The 19,356-nt window shown below is 65.1% G+C and carries 9 protein-coding genes; all 9 read left to right on the top strand.

Annotated elements, in window-relative coordinates:
- Positions 1–229 precede the first annotated feature (229 nt).
- Positions 230–1,963, top strand: coding sequence for a SpoIIE family protein phosphatase (locus FB157_RS25870; protein ID WP_145883045.1), 1,734 nt, complete (start codon positions 230–232; stop codon positions 1,961–1,963).
- A 176-nt stretch (positions 1,964–2,139) separates the two neighbouring features.
- Complete coding sequence (locus tag FB157_RS49470; protein ID WP_315903840.1) at positions 2,140–2,550, top strand: hypothetical protein; 411 nt, start codon at positions 2,140–2,142, stop codon at positions 2,548–2,550.
- A 235-nt stretch (positions 2,551–2,785) separates the two neighbouring features.
- The gene (locus FB157_RS49465) at positions 2,786–3,064 is read left to right on the top strand and encodes a hypothetical protein (protein ID WP_315903839.1); all 279 of its coding nucleotides are present in this window, start codon (positions 2,786–2,788) and stop codon (positions 3,062–3,064) included.
- A gap of 344 nt (positions 3,065–3,408) precedes the next feature.
- Positions 3,409–4,515 carry an HIRAN domain-containing protein gene (locus FB157_RS25860; protein WP_145883044.1) on the top strand — a complete coding sequence of 369 codons (1,107 nt, stop codon included), beginning with the start codon at positions 3,409–3,411 and terminating at the stop codon, positions 4,513–4,515.
- Positions 4,516–6,177: 1,662 nt separating this feature from the next.
- Entirely contained in the window at positions 6,178–10,890 is a 4,713-nt protein-coding gene (locus FB157_RS25855) for a DEAD/DEAH box helicase (protein ID WP_145883195.1), read from the top strand.
- Positions 10,887–12,404, top strand: a complete 1,518-nt coding sequence (locus FB157_RS25850; protein ID WP_145883043.1) for a nuclease-related domain-containing DEAD/DEAH box helicase — start codon at positions 10,887–10,889, stop codon at positions 12,402–12,404. Before FB157_RS25855 ends, FB157_RS25850 begins: the two co-directional genes overlap by 4 nt.
- Positions 12,401–15,580: a helicase-related protein gene (locus tag FB157_RS25845; RefSeq protein ID WP_145883042.1), complete on the top strand. Its 3,180-nt coding sequence runs from the start codon at positions 12,401–12,403 to the stop codon at positions 15,578–15,580. Before FB157_RS25850 ends, FB157_RS25845 begins: the two co-directional genes overlap by 4 nt.
- Positions 15,561–17,363: a DUF1998 domain-containing protein gene (drmB, locus tag FB157_RS25840; protein ID WP_145883041.1), complete on the top strand. Its 1,803-nt coding sequence runs from the start codon at positions 15,561–15,563 to the stop codon at positions 17,361–17,363. The genes FB157_RS25845 and drmB overlap by 20 nt, the downstream gene beginning before the upstream one ends.
- A gap of 505 nt (positions 17,364–17,868) precedes the next feature.
- Positions 17,869–19,296 carry a CBS domain-containing protein gene (locus FB157_RS25835; RefSeq protein ID WP_315903838.1) on the top strand — a complete coding sequence of 476 codons (1,428 nt, stop codon included), beginning with the start codon at positions 17,869–17,871 and terminating at the stop codon, positions 19,294–19,296.
- The last annotated feature ends 60 nt before the right edge of the window (positions 19,297–19,356 follow it).

Raw genomic sequence — 19,356 nt, 5'->3', positions numbered from 1 at the left:
GCGGGTCCCCACATCACCGCCTTTTATCCCTTTGCATGACAATCGGCCGATGGGTGATCGACAGCTGACGTGGGCGATGAGACCGGACGACGTCCACCTCAGGGTGCTGCGCAGGGGAAGCTGGAAACAGATCTGGTTATCCCGGCGGTGGGCATATAAGTAGAGACGCGGTGACCTCGCGCAACGGCCGCGCGAGCGGACGGAAGCCCGATCTCCAGGAGGCGCGGAAATGAAGGAGCCGGAAGCCACCGAGACCGATTTCAGGAAGTCGAGTGGTGTACCTGATGTCCGGCTCACGGATGCACTGGAGGCCATCGGTGCTGCCACCTACGTCGTTGATGAGCAGGGCCGCATAGTCGCCGTCAACAGCCTTGCCGAGCGTCTGCTGGGTCGTTCCGCCGAAGAGCTCGTCGGACAGGATGCCCACGAGCTGCTGCACCGCGGGCCACAGGGCCAGTCGCTCCCTACCAGCCAGTGCAGGATGCGGCAGGCGTTCCATGCCCGGCGCCCGGCCCAGGCCGATAAGGACTACTTCGCGCGTGCCGACGGCACCCTCCTGCCCATTTCGTGGCTCATTGCGCCCTGGGGCACCGGCGGCCGGGATGCCGGAACACTCGTGATCTTCCACGCGTCAGAGCAAGCCCACGACGCTGGTGCGCGCCCGGAACAGGCCGACGATCGGCTCAGCGAATTCGAACGGCTGGCCTTGCTGGCTGAAACCACCAGCCAGCTGACGTCCACATTTGTTGTGAAAGAAGCCCTGGACCGATTGGTTTCCCTGGTTCTGCCCCGACTGGCGGACTGGGTCGTCATCGACCTGATCACCGAACGCGACGAGGTGTGGCGAACCGCCGTGTTCCAGGCTGACGGGAACACCCTGGTGCAGCACGAGGACTTGCAGGGGCCTATGCCGCCGGTCCCGGCAGAGTCCCCGATGCCCCTGTCCCGGGCTCTGCGCGGCGTCGCCTCTGCCCTGGCCGGACCCGAGACCTACCAGGGTGCTCCGGATTCCGGGATCGCAGCGGAGCAGCGCCGGCTGTTTGAGGCCACTGGCATGCACTCCGCGGCAATCGTGTCCCTGCGCGGCACCCGCGATGTCCTTGGGGCCCTCACCTTGGGCCGCGCCAGGAAGCCGGGGAACTTCACCGGGGCCGACCTCACCCTGCTGGAGGAAATCGCTCGCCGAGCCGGCATTGCCCTGGACAACGCTCGGCTCTACCAGCGCCAGCGTAAGGTCGCCGAGACCATGCAAAATCATCTGCTGCCGCAGATGCCACGCGTTCCTGGCCTGGAGATGACTGTCCGCTACCTGGCCGCCCCCGACGCCTCGCAGGTCGGCGGCGACTGGTACGACGCCTTCACTCTTGCGGACGGCGCCACCGCCTTGGCGGTCGGCGACGTCGTCGGGCACGACCTGGAGGCCGCGGCCGGTATGGCCCAGCTGCGCAACATGCTCCGCGCGTACGGCTGGTCCCAGCAAGAACCCCCCAGCCGGGTCGTCGAGCGGCTCGATGAGGCGATGATGCCCATCACCGACGTCACCATGGCCACCCTCGTCTTTGCCCGGGTGACCGAAACAGACGACGGGGACTGGCAGATGTCCTGGACCAACGCAGGCCACCCCCCGCCCCTGCTCATCACCCGCGACGGCCTGGCCCACTACCTCACCGCTGGTCACGGCCTGCTGCTGGGAACCGGAGTCTGCACTTCCCGCTCCGATGCCACCGTCGTGCTGCCGCCCGGGTCCACTCTGCTGCTGTATACCGACGGCCTCATCGAGGCGCCCGGTCATACCCTCGATGACGGCCTCAACCGGCTCCGGCAACACGCCGCTGCCCTCGCGCACCGGCCGGTGGCCTCCTTCACCGACCAACTCCTTCGCCGCGTCCAGCCACCCGGCAGTGACGATGTCGCCCTCCTCGTCGTTCGAATACCTGGCAAGACTCACGAGGGAACCGATTGAAGCAGTGGCGCGGCATCGACAGAGCCCGAGCCTCGGGCCCGGAGCCGGCCCGCAGTGCGGGCCGGTGGGGTGCGATCCTGCGTAGCGGCGGCCGGAAAGCCGTTGGGCCGGCGTGACCGGATACCGAAGGTAAGAGCCCGTGCCCGTGGACCTGCGACCGACCGACCGGCCGGCCGTTGGGCGACCTTGCCGATGCCGAGCTGTTCGAGGATGTGGTGTACCGCCTCAGCTACAAGCTGGACGGCACCCCAGCCGCGGGCGACACGTACAAACGGCGCCGCCGTGCCCTGAACACAGCCCTGGAACACGCCGTGGTCGCGGGAGAGCTTCCGGAGAACCCGCTTACGCGCGTGCGTCGGATGCACGTCGGCTCGAATGACGTGGTGGACCGGCGCGTTCTCGTGAACGCCGTGCAGGGCCAGCAGTTGCTAACCGCCGTCTCCTACGTCGGATCATGGGACCGCTGCCGTGGGCGGCGCCTGGTGGCCTTTACGCCGTCCTGTATTTCGCAGGGCTCCGACCTGCTCAGGCGGTCGGTCTACGGCTGTCGGACTGCCACCTACCTGAGACGGGGTGGGGCACGCTGACGCTGCGGGAGACACGCCCTGTCTCCGGCAAGCAGTGGACGGACTCGGGGGGAGCGGCACGACCGCAGGGGGCTGAAGGCGCGGGAAGCGTCCACCGACCGACCGGTCCCCATCCCGCCCGTACTGGTCGCCATCTTGCAGGCGCACCTGGAGGAGTTCGGGACGGCGAGGGAGGGCCGCGTGTTCGGCAACGAGCGTGGGGGGGAGTGGTCGGCTCATCCACCTACTGGCGGGTGTGGGAGGAAGCGCGCCGTACGCGCTACCCCCGGCGCGCGTCGACTCGCCGTTGGCCGGCCGCCCGTACGACCTGCGCCACGCCTGCATAACCCGCTGGCTGAACGCCGGGGTGCCTATCGCCGAAGTGGCCCGCAGGGTCGGCAACTCCCCCGAAGTGATCCACCGCCGGTATCACGGCTGCATCGACGGCCACGAGGAAGCCGCCAACGCGCAGATCACAAAGGTGCTGGAGGAAGAGGGAGATTCAGCCGGGAACCTGTCCGGACGCTCCCTGTAGCGCTCGTCGTCAAGCCGGGTGGCCGTACGCACGTGAGCCCTTACGAGGCGGGCCGCCCGTCTGTCGTGTCTGCCTCGCAAGCTTAGGGGCCGCTCAGGCCGAAGGGAGGCCATCCCTAGTTCGACCAAGTGGAGAGGGATGGGGTGCCTCGGTGTCCTGGCGCCCAGCAAGCAAAGCGTCTCGCAACAGCGTTGGTGGACAAGTATCCTGCCGCAAACGCGGCGGATCTCTGCTGGCGACTGCGTCGTCAGCGTCCATCTCATGCACAGGCCTTGATAACACCGGGAGGGGCAAGCGTGGAGGGGGACGGAATCAATGTGCACTGCGATGGAATATGTGTACGAGTGCAGCCGACCAACTTCTTTGCTGGAGCGACGCTTGGCGCGAGTGATCTTGTCGTTCCTGTCTCTGGCATCGCCTCGATACGGTTGAAGAATGCCGGACTCGTGATGAGGGGTCGCCTTGAGATCTGGACTCGCGGTGGTCAAAGGTATCAACTGCACTTCACTCGCGAGCAACAACCAGGGTTCGAAGCGCTGCACGCCGAACTGCAGGCGAATATCTCCCATGAGTCGTTGCGACCACACAATGTGGGCATGGTGGAGGGGCCTGTCACGCCTGGAACTGGACAAGGAAGTCGTTCGCACGCCCACCCCATGCCCCAGGGGCCGCTGGTGCTTCGCGGCTCGGGAAGCGCGTATTTTCCGCAAGAGGTTGTCGGTGAATCTTTCTACGGCGCGCATCTGAGCAGGGTGGCTGGCCGTGAAGGAGAAGGTGAGCGTGAGGTGTTCGCCGAGTTGCGCCGGGAGCCGTCTAATCGGCACGACAGCAATGCTGTCCAAGTCCTCATCGACGAAGGGGTTGTTGGCCATCTGCCCCGGGAGGATGCGCCGCTTTACCAGCCCGAGCTGAAGGCTGTGGAGAGTTGGGGACGGCCCGCGATGTGTCGTGCCCGGCTGTGGTGGCGGCGCGAGAGCCGCCGCGAAGTGTTTGCGAGCGTGTCACTAGATCTGGCCAGGTCTGGCGAACTCCTTCCAATCGTCTCACCTGACACCTCCGTCCCCCACGTAATCGTTCCCGTGGGACGCTCATATCAGGTCAAGATAGATCACCCAGAAGTGCTCGCTGGGCTGCTAGCCAAGGCTTATCTTCCCGGCAAGGCACTCGCATACGCGAGTCTGCACTTGGTGGAGCGTGCGGGGCCTCGCTCCACGACACAGATTGTGGTCGCGCGAATCGGTGATGTGGAAATTGGTGGGCTGTCCAAACAGACATCGGCTAAATTTGCAGCTCTTCTGGCTCCTCTGAGGGATGCGCAGGTTACGTGTTATGCGGAGGCGTCGCTCACGGGCAATGCCATCGCCGCAGAGGTGCGGGTGCACCTTACGATGCCCGAGAACCTGCCCCCAGAGTTCGTTCGGCATGTCCAGGTCATCACTAGCCAGGCCTGAGAAGGTCTTGAACCCACTGCGCGAGGCAACGCATCCTGCACAGGAGCGGTTCCGAGGGCGATAGCAGCACCTTTGCAAGCGCCCCACATGGCACCTCAAGCTGCAGCGAAAGCACCAAGCCACCCAAATGCCCCGGCGATCAAGGCCGTGAACCCCTCACCCATCGCGTCACTCTCATCACGATTGGCACGGCATCCTGCAGCACTGACGGCGTCGCGACCACCGAGAGACAACGAGAGAGGGCGGGAGTCAGTGAGACTGACTCCCGCCCTCTTCTGTCGGCATCCGCCCTGTTCAGCGCTTGATTTCTGCTGTTCCTAGGCGAGTGCCCCCGGCAGGATTCGAACCTGCGCACACGGCTCCGGAGGGCGTTGAGAACCACTACGTCTGCGCAGGTCAGGCCCCTTTACGGGCTCGCCGAGGCGAAGTTCGTCCACAGCCTGTCCACAGCAAACGTTCGCCGGTGCGGCCCGTTCGTCTTCTCGCTGCCCCCACCCCGACATGAGCGGCCCGTCCCGCCTTGGCGGCCTTAGGCCGTCTGTGCCCCCGTCGCCCGGTGGCCCGCGACCAGCCGCTGACGGCTTTGAGTCCCGAGTCCTGGCACGGCGAGCGCGCCGCCCGCTACGAGACCCAGGTCGACCGGGAGACTGCCCCCGTGCCGCAGCGAGCGCGATGCTCTTCGCTATGCCGCATGCCGTGAGTCGTTCCGTGATCCGGTGGGTGGGAACGGGGGGCGCACAAGGGGCGCACTGCCTTGGTGGTGTGCCCCACTGGTCTGAGCCGATTCGGCAAAACTGCTTCCGCTTCCTGAGCGGTTCCTGAAAGCTTGAACAGCGCACAAACGCGTGGATTTGTGAAGATCGATTCATGCGCCACCGAGGTGTGGCGCTGGGAAGCGGTCGCTGTTGAGGCGGCCGGTTGGGTCGGTCGAGGCGGCTCCGGGTGTGAGGCATTTTGCCTGGCAGGCAAACTTCCTGATGGCGTGACATCTCTGTCGTAGCGCACCGCATGTCGCACGTAGATTGCGAATCGGTAACAGGGGTTCCCTGTCGTGACGTTTTGTTGAACGCTTAAGCTCCATGAATAAGGGGGACTTGTGAGGGTTGTTGAGCATGCCTGGCGGGGGGCCAGGCGGGGGGCTCGGGCGCTTCATTGATCCCGCAGTCACACACGAGGAGACCCGGCTGCACCCCGCTGGGGCTGGCAGGGCCACTCCCGCAGCGCGGTGCACCCAGGGTCGATGTCGAAGGCTTCCGCTTTCAGGGCAGTCGGCCGTGCCTCAGCGGCTTCAGATCTGGGTCCAACCTGAACATCGGTGCGTTGGGGCAGGGATACGCCCGGCTGATCCCGCCAACGAATGTGCGATGCCAGCCTGCAGCCCCGATCGCTGGCATCGGGATGCGCTGGTTGCAGAGAAAGTTAGGGCCCTAACTCCGCCGATCCGCCGCAAGTTGGGCGTTCGAACGCCGGATGACCACGGCTCGTCCGCCAAGGCCACAACAACCGACCTGATCGGGTGGCTGTTCTTACTGTCCGCAGCAGGTCCGGCAGTGTGCGATTTACGCATGAGTGAAAAACAGGGCGATCGTAGTTCAGGAGCCACGTAGATGCAGGGCTGTCAGCCTGCGTCGTGGTGACAGCAGTTGAGGCGGTGTAGTCGTGATGAACAAACGTGCCGATTGGGTCCCCGACGCCGGGTTGGTTCGCGAGGTTGATGACCTCTTCGGGCGGGCGATTGATTCGTATCGTGCGAATCCGAACCTGATCACGGAGCACGCCAACCAGGAGGAGTCCATCCGGGTCGGGGGCTACTCGAACCGCACGCTTCTGGAACTCGTGCAGAACGCGGCTGACGCCATGTCGGGGGCCGCCGAACACGAGGAAGGAGCGGGGCGGGTCGAGATCGTCCTCGACCTTGACCGCCAGACACTGTACTGCGCGAACGCTGGCCGTCCGTTCTCCCGAAGCGGCCTCACCACGCTCGCCCATGCGCATCTCAGTGGTAAACGAGGCGACGAGATCGGGCGGTTCGGGCTCGGTTTCAAGTCGGTGCTCGCGGTCACCGACACTCCACAGGTGTTCAGCCGATCGGTCGCCTTCGAGTTCAACTCGTCGAAGGCGAAGGCGGCGATCGCGACGATCGCGCCCGCCTCCAAGAGACTCCCGGTTCTGAGGACCCTGACCCGGATCGACGCGGAGGCCGAGTTCGTCAAGGACGCGATCCTGGCCGAGCTGGCGGAGTGGGCGGTGACGATAGTCAGATTGCCGCATGCGACGAGGCTGGAAAATCTCAAGAAGGAGATCGAGGAATTCCGATCCGAGTTCCTCCTCTTCGTCAACTCGGTGCGTGAGATCCGGCTCCGGGTAATCGGAGCCGACGCGAACTTCGTCACGAGTCATGTGTCGCGGGAGCTGGGCGACGGCAGGTTTCGGATCGAGCGTCCAGACGGTGACCACGAAGAGTGGTACGTCGACAACCGAATGCATGCACCCAGTCCCGAGGCTCGGATCGAAGTCGGCGAAGCGGTGTCTCGTGACCGAATGAAGGTCACGGTCGCGATGCCGGCACGCTTCGCACATCTGAGGACGGGCGAGTTCTGGTCGTATTTCCCGCTCCAGGACAGGACTTCGGCATCCGCCCTTTTCAACGCCCCCTGGAGCGTCAACGACGACCGCACCACCCTGCTTTCGAACACGTATAACCGAGAGATCCTCGTGACTCTCTCGGGGATGTTCCTGGACATGCTGCCGAAGGTCTCGTCCGTCGACGATCCGGCAGCACACCTGGACTACATGCCGGCGCGTGGCCGTGAGACCCATTCCTTCGGCGACGAAATTCTCTGCGCCCATGTTCCGCAGCTCGGCTGTGAGAAGGCTCTGATCCCCGACGCGACCGGCGTGCTACGCACGCCGCTAGAGCTCCGTCCCCTCGACTTCGGCGTCAGTGAGGCGTCCGAACGTGACCACGAAGAGTGGATCAAATCGCCCCACACCGACGACGCCGTGCCGCACTGGCGTTGTTACGCCAACGGTCAGCAGCGTGTGACTCGCTTGAGGGCGCTCTACGTGTGCAGCGTCTCGACCGGCTTCGCCGACTCACGCCCCAGAGATGATTTGAAGGCGTTGGAGAAGATCTCCAAGAGAGGTGTCCTGTCTTGGCTGCGTGAGTGGGCGGAGGGGCCGGATGTGGCCTCTGCAGCGAAGGCGCTCGATTTCGTGCTGCGCAATCCCAACGGCTTCGGTCCCGCGAAGGTCATACCGACGACCGGCGGCATGTTGTCCATCAAGGACCGTGACCGGGTCTTCCTCCATCGTGCCGAGGATGTCGACATCGAAGGAGCGTGCTTCGTCGATCCGGACTTCCTGGCTGTTCCCGGCGTCGAAAAGAAGCTCGGGGACAGAGGCTTCCGGGACCTCGATCCTCTCTCGATGTTCGAGGCCAGGATGGCCAGGCTGTCGCCCGAGGCCGAGGACGACGAACTCCCGAAGTTCTGGGACGCTGCCACCGATGTGCCCATGGCACAGGCACAGAAGGTCGTGGCGGGCAACAAGGCAGGTGCTCTCAAGGTACCGACACGCGACGGTGGTTGGGCTCCACCCACGTACGTGCTGGACATCGACGGTCTTGGCGACAGCGCACCCGATCGAGTTCTGGACCGGACGAAGTGTGTTCCCCAGCTCGCACACGCCGCAGGCGTCATCACCGAGCCGGTCGGCTCGTACTCGCTCGAGGACGAGGTCCACTTCGATGACTACTGCCAGTACGTGCTGGACGAGGTGAATCGGAGGCTCGGGCCCGGAGAACGCCCCGTCGAGCAGGTGGAGTTCGACAGGGGGGACGGTCCCGGTCCATTCTCGGTACTCCTGATGTTGGAGGACGCGGGCGCGTCCGAACTCGTACGCGAGCGGTGGACGGAAGGACTGCTCAGACTCGACCAGGCAGGTCACTGGCTCTGCACGGACATCGACACGGGGCTCAGCCACCGGGTTCTTTCCCCTGTTCGATGGGCGGCTGGCCGAGCCGGCCTGCTCAAGTCGGCTCGCGGTTACCGGACTCCCGACCGTGTAGTCTCCGCGTCGCTCGTCGAGTATGAGGCCCTACTGCCTCTCTTCCGAGGACTGCGCCACGTTGAGGACGCTCTGTCGCTGCCCAAGGATTTGAGTGAGGTTCCTTCGGAGGTACTGCGTGAAGCCCTCCAGACGGAGGTCACCTCACCCATCAGCAATCCGGCGCTGACGGGATTCGTCCTCACCGCAAGTAGGTTGGCTTACCCGGGCGGGCATCCGGTACTGATCCCTGCCCGGGTGGGACGCATCATCGAGACGAGGCGGCCCGATGCGGTGTATTTGGCGACGACCGAGGAGGAACGCGTGTTCCTCACTTCCAAGCAAAAGCCGTACCTCAAAGTTGATCAGGATGAGGCAGAGCAGTTCGTCGAAATAGTCGGATGCCGTCGATTCGAGGACAGTTTCACCTTCTCGCTGCTGGTCGACGGTCGGCAGGTCGAGGAGCGCGTCCTCGACCTGTACACCGGACTGCGTTCGACGTTCGTCGAGGACAAGGTCATGAACGCGACCGTGGCGAAGGCCGTCCAGATCACGAAGCGCGCGACCACGGAAGATGGTGTCGAGGACCAGTCGCTCGAATGGCACCTCCAAGGACTGACCCTCGTGGTTCAAGCGGACCTGGACGAACAGCGTGTCCTACAGATCGTCAACGAGGCATTCGACCTGCGCCTGTCGAACGCCGAGCTGAGCGACATCCTCCAGGCACGGGTCGACCAACATCTCGAAACGCAACGGCAGGACGCCCGGGCCGCGTCGAGTGACGCGGAACGGCTGGCGATCTACTTCGGTGACGACACGCTGAAGGAGAACCTGCCGAAGGGACTCTGGCAGGCACTCAAGGGCCAGGGCCTGGTGAACGGCTCCACGTCCGTCGCCGAGCTGTTCCTGACCGTCTATGGCAGCGACTCGATCAAGCTTCTCGCGGAGGAGTTCAGCGCCGAGGGGTACACGGACGTCCCCACGACATGGGCGGGGGGAGCATCGACCGTCGCCTGGCTTCGGAAGATGGGGTTCGGTGCCAAGTACGCCGGGCGTCGCACCCGACACCAGGACGATGAGTTCGTCGTGCCCGGTGCCGTGAAGCTCAAGCCCCTGCATGACTTTCAGGAGAAGATCAGGGAGGAATTGCAGGAGGTCCTGACGTCCCGGGGACGGGACGGTCGTGCGCTCAAGGGCATGGTGGAACTTCCGACGGGAGCCGGGAAGACCCGGGTGGCCACCGAAACCGTGCTGCGGCTGTTCGTCGACGGCGAGATGAGCGGAACCGTGCTCTGGATCGCGCAGTCGGAGGAGCTCTGCGAGCAGGCTGTGCAGACGTTCGGCACCGTCTGGCGTTGGCTCGGGGACGAGCGTCCGTTGACGATCGGCCGGCTCTGGAACACCAACGTCGTCCACGAACCCGACACCGAGTTCAGTGTGGTCGTGGCCACCGACGCCAAGCTCGACCGAGTGGCCGACACTCCTGAGTACGACTGGCTGAGCAGGGCCTCCGCGGTGTTCATCGACGAGGCGCACCGGGCCGGCGGGTCGAAGATGTACACGAAGATCCTCAGGTGGCTCGGAGTCGACGGTCGTAGCTGGGAACGGCCTCTGGTGGGCATCTCGGCGACGCCGTTCAAGGGCAGCGGCGACGTCACCGAGCCGACGAAGGAACTGGCGGCCCGCTTCGGTCACCACAAGATGAGCGCCTTCGACGGCAACGCCTACCCGGAGCTGTCGAAGAGAGGTGTTCTCGCCAGGGTCCGACACGAAGTGCTGGACGGCGTGAAGGTCCCGCTGGCGCCGGACGAGCTCGCACAGGTACGGTCCCTGCGCAAACTCGAACCCCAGGTCCTCGACCGCATCGGCCGGAACCACGCCCGCATGAAGATCCTCGTGGACGACATCCTGAAGCGGGATCCGGAATGGCCGATCCTCGTGTTCACGCCGAACGTCCTGTCCGCCCAGGTCCTCGCCGCGACACTGCGTTACCGGAAGGTCGCGGCCGAGGCGGTCAGCGGCCAGACCGGACGGCAGACGCGCCGTGACGTCATCGAGAGATTCAAGAGGAACGAGATCAGGGTTCTGGCCAACTGCGACCTGCTGATCCAGGGATTCGACGCGCCCGGCGTCCGGGCGCTGTACATCGCGAGGCCCACGTTCAGTCCCAGCGCCTACATCCAGATGGCCGGCCGCGGTCTACGTGGTCCTGAGAACGGCGGCAAGGAGGAGTGCCTCATCGTGGACGTCGCCGACAACTTCGGTGCGGTCAACGACTTCCTCGGATTCCGTGCCTACGAGGGCCTCTGGCGAAAGCAGGGATCATGATCCTCATACCGGATTTCGCCGACATCGAGGCGACCACCACCAGCAACGCCGAACGGCGGGTGGCCCGACTGCTGCGAGCGATCGACGGTCCCCCCGACGCCGTCGCCTTCCACTCCGTGAAGCTGCGGAGCCACGCGGTCAAGCAGCAGGGGGAAGCGGACTTCGTCGTGCTCTGGAACGGCGTAGTCATCATCGTCGAGGTCAAGGGCGGGGGCGTCAGGAAGTACGACGGCGTCTGGTACTCCATCGACCGCCACGGTGACTGGAAGAAGTTGCGCGAGTCGCCGATGGACCAGGCGCAGTCGGCGATGTACGCGCTGCGCGACATCCTCCAGGAGGAAGGCGTCGGTTGGTTCGCGACCGAGGCCGTTGCCCTCACCCCCGACATCGACGCGCCTCCGGCAGCCGTCGAATGGAAGGGGAGCCATTGGTGGGCCAAGGAGCAGATGAGCATTGCCGCACTGACCGAAGCCTTCGAGAAGGTCGCCGCCGAAGCGAGGACCGCTCCCCACGGAATCAGAGTCGCCCGGTCCGAGACGCTCCGGGCGCGCCTCTTCGGTGAGTTCACCAGGATGCCCGTCATCGACGCGCAGCGGGGCGCCGTGCTGGAGGAGCAGAATCGAGCGACCGAGGGCCAGGCCAGGGTCTTGGCCGCGCTCTCCCGGAACCCGAGGATGCTCGTCTTCGGTGGCGCGGGCACCGGGAAATCCCTGGTGCTGGCGGAGGGCGCGAAGCAGGAGGCGGGCGAAGGGAAGTCGGTGCTCATCACCTTTCACTCGCCCGCCCTGGTCGACTTCTTCGGCCCGCGGATCGAGGGCAGAGAGATCGATCTCCTTCCGTTCGCGGACCTGTCCGGTGACAAGCAGTACGACGTCGTCTTCGTCGACGAGGCACAGGACCTCATGAACGCCGGAGGCATGGATGCCTTGGACGCCGTGATCCGCGGGGGTCGAGAAGGCGGCCGGTGGAGGATGTTCCTCGACCCCAACAACCAGGCACGCGTCGACGGCGAGTTCGACCCGGAGGTCTGCGAGTTGGTCCAGCAGGAGGCGCTCCAGTACGACCTGGACCGGAACGTGCGCAACACCCGTGCGATCGTCCACGTCGTGCAGGAGTACCTCGGCGCCGACGTCGGGGACCCGGGCATCGTCCATGGCGACCGAGTGGAATGGCGGTGGTCCGACGGGACGGCCGGCGTCTCCGCGGCCGAGACCGTGGCTCGCGACCTCGTCGCGAACGGGGCCCGCCGACAGGACGTCTGGATCATCAGTGTGTCCGAGGATGCCGAGCCGCGCAGGAGCGAGGCCGGATTCCTTGTGACCAACCCCCGCTACGCCAAGGGGCTGGAGGCAGAGCACGTCATCGTCTGCGACCTGCCCCAGGAGTACAACGACCGGGGACTCGCCGCTTTCTACGTGGCCGTCACACGGGCGCGGGTCACGCTCCACGTGGTCGCGTCCAAGCACGACAAGAAGCGGCTCCAGGATCTTCTTCGAAAGCAGGTTGGGAAGTGAACCTCACAGCAGCCCAGAAGGAGGCCCTTCACCACCTCCGAGCCTCCTACGTGGGGCCCGAGGCCGGAGACGAGGAGGTCACGGCGAACCTGCCTCACCGGCAGTACGCCGTCGGCATGCTGTTCCCTGTCGAAGCCGAGGCACGAGGCTCTCACGGCGACGAGAACACGGACGAAGAGGTATCGGCGGATATCCCCGATGGTGATGTCGAGGAGAGCGGGGCCGGTGTCCCTCTGGCCGAGGACTGGAAGCCCTCATCCGTCGCGCTCTCCTTCGTCACCGACGGCGACTCCGTCGACGTCGACTTCTCGTGCGGTACGTACGCCGCTGTCGAGGGAGACGGGCCGCCCAGGTGGCGGCGTACCCCGTTCTCCGTCGACGGCCTCGACCTCCGGCGGGACAAGGGGCCCGAGCGCCTTTCCGTGGGTGGAGTCTCGGTCGAGATCGGGTCGCGGTGGCGCGACTTCCAGGGCGACTCGTTGGTCACCGTCCACGTACGGGTCCTGACCGAATCAACAGGCGACGACCGACACGACATCCCTCGGACGGTGTTCCAGGTCCACCTGGCCGCCGCTCCCTCCGCCGGGGCGGAGATCCGGGAGTACGACACGACGCGCTCGATCGACACCGACCCGGAAGCCGCCGAGCTGCGCCTGCGCTATCGAAACCGGAAGGTTTACGCGGTCGGGCACGGAATGGCCGCGGACTGGGAGTTCGCGGAGGGCCGTTGTGCCAAGGTCTTCCTCGAGCCCGTGCCGGCCTTCGTGGTGCCCGCCGTCGAGACCACGGGGTTCGACGAAGGGACGGCCGAGGCCGAGGCCTTGGAGCTGGGGCACCTCCAGCAGATCGACAAGGATCCCGATGCGGTCCTTCGGTCGTTGGACGCCTTCCTCGAGGCGTTCGCCGGCTGGGCCTCCCGCCAGATGGAACGGGCGGAGGCTTTCAGCGACGACAGGGCCGTGGCCGTCCGCATCGCCGAGCGTTCGCAGGACGCCGTCGACAGGATGAGGGAAGGCATAGACCTCCTCCGGGCGCCGGGACAACAGGACCTTCGAACGGCCTTCTCACTCGGCATGACCGCCATGCGTCTTCAGATGCGGCAGGCGTCCATCAACCGCGGGAAACCGGAGGAGCAGGTGCCGGAGCCGCGGTGGCGACCCTTCCAGCTCGGCTTCCTACTCGTGTCGCTGGCCTCCACCATCGATGAGGGGCACAAGGATCGGGACCTCGTCGACCTCATCTGGTTCCCGACCGGTGGCGGCAAGACCGAGGCATACCTGGGTCTCGCCGCGATCGAGGTGTTCCGCCGACGGCTCGCACACGGCACGGCCGGCGGGGGAACCGCCGTCATCACCCGCTACACCCTGCGTCTCCTGACCTCTCAACAGTTCCAACGGGCCGCGGCACTGGTCTGCGCGATGGAGCGGCTGCGGGCCACGGACGACCGGGCAAAGGGGATGGCGCCGTTCTTGATCGGTCTGTGGGTGGGCAACGAAGTCACCCCCGGCACGCGAGTAGAGGCGCGTGAAGCACTCAAACGGCTTCAGAAGGCCGCGCGCCCGGAAGAGGCGAACGAATTCCAGGTCGAGAGCTGCCCATGGTGTCTGACGCCCTTGGTGCCGAAGCTCAGGAGCGACAAGCCAGAGGACTACGGCATGCGTCTGGAGGGCGTGGACGTCGTGCTCCACTGTGTCGACCCGTCGTGCGACTTCGCAGGCGAGCTTCCGCTCGCGGTCGTCGACGAGGTGCTGTACAAGGAACCGCCCACGATCCTCCTGGCCACCGTCGACAAGTTCGCGCGTCTGCAGTTCAAGCCGGAAGCGGGCAGGCTGCTCGGTCTCGGGACCACCTTCAGGCAACCATCCATGATCATCCAGGACGAGCTGCACCTGCTCTCGGGGCCGCTCGGAACCACCGTCGCCGTCTTCGACGCGGTGATCCAGCTCCTGCTGAGCCGGTCGGGCTCCAGTCCCAAGGTCGTGGCCTCGACAGCCACCATCCGCGCGTCCGAGGAACAGGTGGAGGGACTGTACGGGCGTGAGGTCGCCCTGTATCCGCCATCGGGACTCGACGACGACCGGACCTTCTTCTCCCGCCCGGTGGAGAGCGGAGAAGGACGTCTTTACGTCGGCCTGATGCCGCAGTCGGTCTCGCAGCCGTCGGCCGTCATCGCAGCTGTCACCCCCATGGTGGAGATGCCGGAGGCGCTGGCCGCCCGCGCCCCGTCCGCCGCGTCACGGGACGCGTACTGGACGCTGGTCATGTACCACAACAGTCTTCGTGAGCTCGGGCGTACAGGGACGCTGGTCGTCGATGACGTCAACGGTCGTCTGGAGCCCCGAGCCGAGAGGCTCGGCTTCCCGTTGCGGCCCGTCAGGGCGGGGAAGGTCCTGGAACTGACGAGCCGTCGCGGAGCCGAGGAACTGCCGAACGATCTTCGCGCGCTCAGGGTCAGGGCCGACGAGTCGCCGGAGGCCGTCGACGTGGTCCTCTCGTCGAACATGCTCTCCGTGGGCATCGACATCCCGCGGCTCGCGCTGATGCTCATGGTGGGACAGCCGAAGACCACGGCCGAGTACATCCAGGCCACGAGCCGTGTCGGACGTGGAGACACGAAGGGCGTCGTCGTCACGCTGTTCCGGTCGGGAAGGGCCCGTGATCGGTCGCACTTCGAGACCTTCCGTGGCTACCACGAGGCCCTCTACCGGAGCGTGGAGCCCACGAGCGTCACGCCGTGGTCGTTGGCCTCGCGCGAGCGATCGCTCGCCGGCGCGCTCGTGGCACTGCTGCGGCAGTCGTTCACCGCTCTCGCCCCAAACGAAGCGGCGGGTCGGTTCGACCTCGGGGACGACAGGATCCGCGAAGCGGTTGATCGACTCGTGGAACGGTTCCTCGGCTACGTGACGCGCGCCGACGGCCTCGAAGCCCCGGAAACACGCTCCGCCGTATGGAGCCTCCTGAGGGACTGGGACCGACGGGCAAGCCAGGCGCGGGAGTCGGGCGAGCCTCTGTACTACCAGCGGACGAAGAAAGACCAGGCAGCTTTGTTGAAGAAGTTCGGCCAGCCCGGCGAAGGGTGGCTCGTCGCAGACTCGATGAGGTCCGTGGAGCCCAACGTGGCGGTCGAGGTCCAAGAACCGCAGGAGGAGGTGCACCATGGAGAAGATCAGGCATGACCTGCGCCTCTCCGAGACGATCTCACCGTTCGGTGTGGGAGCGATCGTCGACGTGCGAGGCGAGTCGCTCATGGCGCCGGACACGTCCTGGTGGGACAAGAAGTTCGCCCATGAGATCAGCTGTGAGCGTCTGATGGCCCGCCTCGGTGCCGGTGTCTTGAGACAACCGCCGGCGCACGCGGGCCGGGCCGCAAAGGAAACCCCTGCGCTGCCGTACTGGCGCTTTCCCGCTTGGCGGTTCTGCGAACGCTGCGACAAGCTCTCGAAGCTGACCGGTAGGAAAAAGGGCAAGTGGAGCAACACCTGCGACTGCGGCGGCGCGCTCGTACCGATGCGATATGTTGCCGTCTGCGAAAAAGGCAGCCACATACAGGACATCAACTGGTTCCAGTGGGCACATCGTGGGCGCGCGGCGAGCCTGAATGAAGCGGTCCGCTTCTGCCGTGACTACAAGGCGCTCAGGTTCCGCAAGCTGGCCACTCGTGGCGAAGGCCTCGCGGCCCTGGTGGTGAAGTGCCACGGGTGCGGGAATGAGCGCAGTCTCGCTGAACTTGTGACGAAGGGGGCCCTGCACCGCGACGGGATTCGTTGCGCGGGACGGCAGCCCTGGGAGCCGGAGGCCTCCGTCAAGAATCCTTGCCCGTACGAGCTGGTTGCGGTGCAGCGTGGTGCCACGGGCAACTACATCGTCGAGAGAATCTCGGCTCTCGACATCCCGGAGGAACGCCCGCAGTCCGCGGAGACGGCCGACAAGATCCGTGGTCACATGCTCTTCGGGAAAGTCGTGACTGACAACGGCGGGCCCCAGTCGGAAGTGTTGGCGCAGCTGATCGCCGACGATATCGGAGTGACGGCGGAAACCGTTCTCGGTGTCGCGGCGGGGGAGGAAAACCCCGCGAGTGAGCTGCTGCTGGACCTGAAGGACGGTGAGTGGGCGGCGTTCCTGAAGAAACTCGACGAAGGGCGCGACCGCACGGGAAGCGACTTCGTCGTCGACGGGAGAAGCCTCGAAGGGCTCGCGGGACCGCAGAGCCTGCTCGCCAAGATCAGCGGCATCGGACAGGTACGCCGGGTACGGGAGGTCCGTGCCCTGCGGGGGTTCCGACGCCATGACGCGGAAGCGGCACTGATCAACGCCGATCTGGGGGCTGACAAGTCTTATCGGCCCACCTACCCGGCGATCGAACTGTTCGGGGAAGGAATCTTCCTGCGGTTCGACGAGGCGAAGCTCGCCGCATGGGAGGCACAGCCGGAGGTGCAGGCACGCGCCGGCATCCTCAAGACGCGGAGGGCCGACTCTCCTTGGGCCGGCCGCCTCGATGTGCCGGAACCCAGGTACATCGCCCTGCACACGCTGGCCCACCTGCTCATCCGGCGACTGGCGTTCGCCAGCGGCTACGCGTCTGCCTCGCTGCAGGAAAGGATCTACGCGAACTCCGACCGCACGGACAAGACCGCCGGGATCCTGATCTATACCGCGGCAGGAGACGCCCAGGGCACTCTCGGAGGTCTCGTTAGGCTCGGGGATCCCAAGAAGCTGATCCCACTCCTGGTGGCAGCTCTGGACGACGCGGACTTCTGCTCCAACGACCCGGTCTGCATCGAAAGCGACCGTCAGGGAGCCTCACAGCTGAACCTCTCGGCCTGCCACGGGTGCTCCTTGGTGAGTGAGACTTCCTGCGAGACCGGAAACCGGCTGCTGGATCGACAGTTGGTCCTGGGCGGAAGCGACGTGAGAGGACTGCTGGACGACGTTCTGACGGAGGTCCGACGGCCCAGGTGACTATCCTGCGGCCCCGTAGCGCATGCTGTGGGGCCGCAAAACAGCGATCTTCGGTCACCGTCAGGCGGGATCTGTCCCCGCCGCTCCGGACCTCGAGGTGCTGATCAGCCTGTCCACGGCAGACACGCGGTTTCGCCGGCCGACGGGTTCGATCTACTGCCCTGCACTGCTGCGACAGTTCCGGAGAGGGCTTCCGTCTCAGACGCGAGCGCGGGTCACAGTGTTCTTAACTCGCTGCTAGCGGCGCGCTTGTCCACGAATAGTCCACAGATCCGGCCAGCGTCGTGTGTGCTTGCTGTACCCCACCGCTCCTGAGAGGAGCACCGCCGCGCGCGAGGGATGCGACTCGCAACCGTACGCCAAAGTAGCTGCACCGATTCTGCCCCCGGGGCTCTGCGTCGGGCTGGCTGAGTCAACAGGAACGACTCGGCACACCTTCAGTCACAAAGTACTCACAAGCCCTACGTTCGGCATACATGGACCCTAGTCTGATGCCGAGACCGCAGTGTCTCACCATCCAGCTACGAGAAGAGGCAAAGTGACCGAGTCGGCCCCTACTCGCACCACCTATCAGCTCGATGGCCGGCGGGTTACTGTCGCTGACCTCCTGCATGCGGGACTGCTTCGGGAAGGAGAGCCACTAACTTTTGAGCGGCCGCGAATCGGCAAGTCCTACAGCGGGCTAGTTACCAATCGCGGTTGGATTAAGCTACTGGACGGCCGAGAGTTCCGGTCGCCCTCACGCGCCGCATCTGCTGCTGTGAGCACGGGCTCCTTCGACGGATGGCATGCCTGGGCACTCTCCGATGGGCAAACGCTGGATCAGCTGCGGCAGCGTTTTCTCGATGCAGCCGCGGAAGGCTCCTCTCAGGAGCCGCAAGATGATGATGCGAAGACCATGGTGAGGACGCGTCACCAGCGCCTCAAGGACGCAAGGGAACAAGCTGAGGCGGGAAATCCGGAATCCTTGACTGTAAGTGATCTGCTGGGTTGGTGGGGCGCACAGCGGCGCGGGAGCTGGATTACTCAGCAGATCCGCGCCGAGTTGGATAATCACAGCCTGCTCACCTCGCCCGCCTTCGACAAGGTGCCCATTGACGCTACCATTCATCTCATCGTCCCGCCGAACAATGACGTGCCCACGGTCGACGAGTCGGATACCGTCGCCTCGGTCGTGGATACCGCTGGGTCAGAGGATGAGCGTCCCGAAGTCGGACTCCCTGTCGGTAGTCTTCCCTCTGCCCTCGCTGGCGTCAGTTCGTTGCCTCCGTCAGCCACCTTCGAGCAGGCAATCACAATGATGGCCATCGACGACTTCTCGCAAATCCCGATCCTGGAAGGTCCTCGCAAACTCCGAGGTGCTGTCACTTGGAAGTCGATCGCCAAGACGCGGCATGTCAGCCCCGACGCGAAGCTTGCCGATGCGGTCGTTGATGCACCTGTTGTGTCCTACTCCCTCGACCTGATTGACATTCTTCCCCTCCTGGAGGAGTCCGAGTTCGTGCTCGTCAAGGACGAGACGAACAAGATCGCGGGCATCGTCACGGCAAGTGACGTAGCCGGGGCCTACGGCAGCATGGCTACACCCTTCTTCCTCGTGGGCGAGCTCGATCAGCGTCTCCGTCAGGTCATTGCAGACAGCTTCGAGTTGGAGCGCGTCATCGAGTGGTGCGATGCCGATAACTCACGCGGTATCGGTTGCGTCGACGATCTGTCCTTCGGTGACTACCTGTGGGTACTGAGGAACCCTAAGGCGTGGGATTTGCTCGGTTGGCCGTTGGACCGAAAGATCTTTACTGATCGCCTTGACGAGATCCGAGAGATACGCAATGACCTCATGCACTTCAACCCGGACCCCCTTCCCGACCACGCGGTGCAGAAGATCCGCTACGCAATTAACCTAGTCCGAGAATGCGTAGATTCTGCGCGTTGACATTTAATGGGCCACCGGTTCCGCATCACCAGTATGCAGGCCCCACTTGATTCGCTAGCC

This window comes from Streptomyces sp. BK340, assembly GCF_007827595.1.
Taxonomy (GTDB): domain Bacteria; phylum Actinomycetota; class Actinomycetes; order Streptomycetales; family Streptomycetaceae; genus Streptomyces.
The sequence above is the reverse complement of the archived record's forward strand: the minus strand, read 5'-3'. Positions and strand labels throughout refer to the sequence as shown.

What these genes read in the sequence shown, in the direction of transcription:
- drmB (WP_145883041.1), top strand. Translation starts at nt 15,561, where the DNA reads ATGGAGAAGATCAGGCATGACCTGCGCCTCTCCGAGACGATCTCACCG.
- FB157_RS25850 (WP_145883043.1), top strand. Translation starts at nt 10,887, where the DNA reads ATGATCCTCATACCGGATTTCGCCGACATCGAGGCGACCACCACCAGC.
- FB157_RS25855 (WP_145883195.1), top strand. Translation starts at nt 6,178, where the DNA reads ATGAACAAACGTGCCGATTGGGTCCCCGACGCCGGGTTGGTTCGCGAG.
- FB157_RS25870 (WP_145883045.1), top strand. Translation starts at nt 230, where the DNA reads ATGAAGGAGCCGGAAGCCACCGAGACCGATTTCAGGAAGTCGAGTGGT.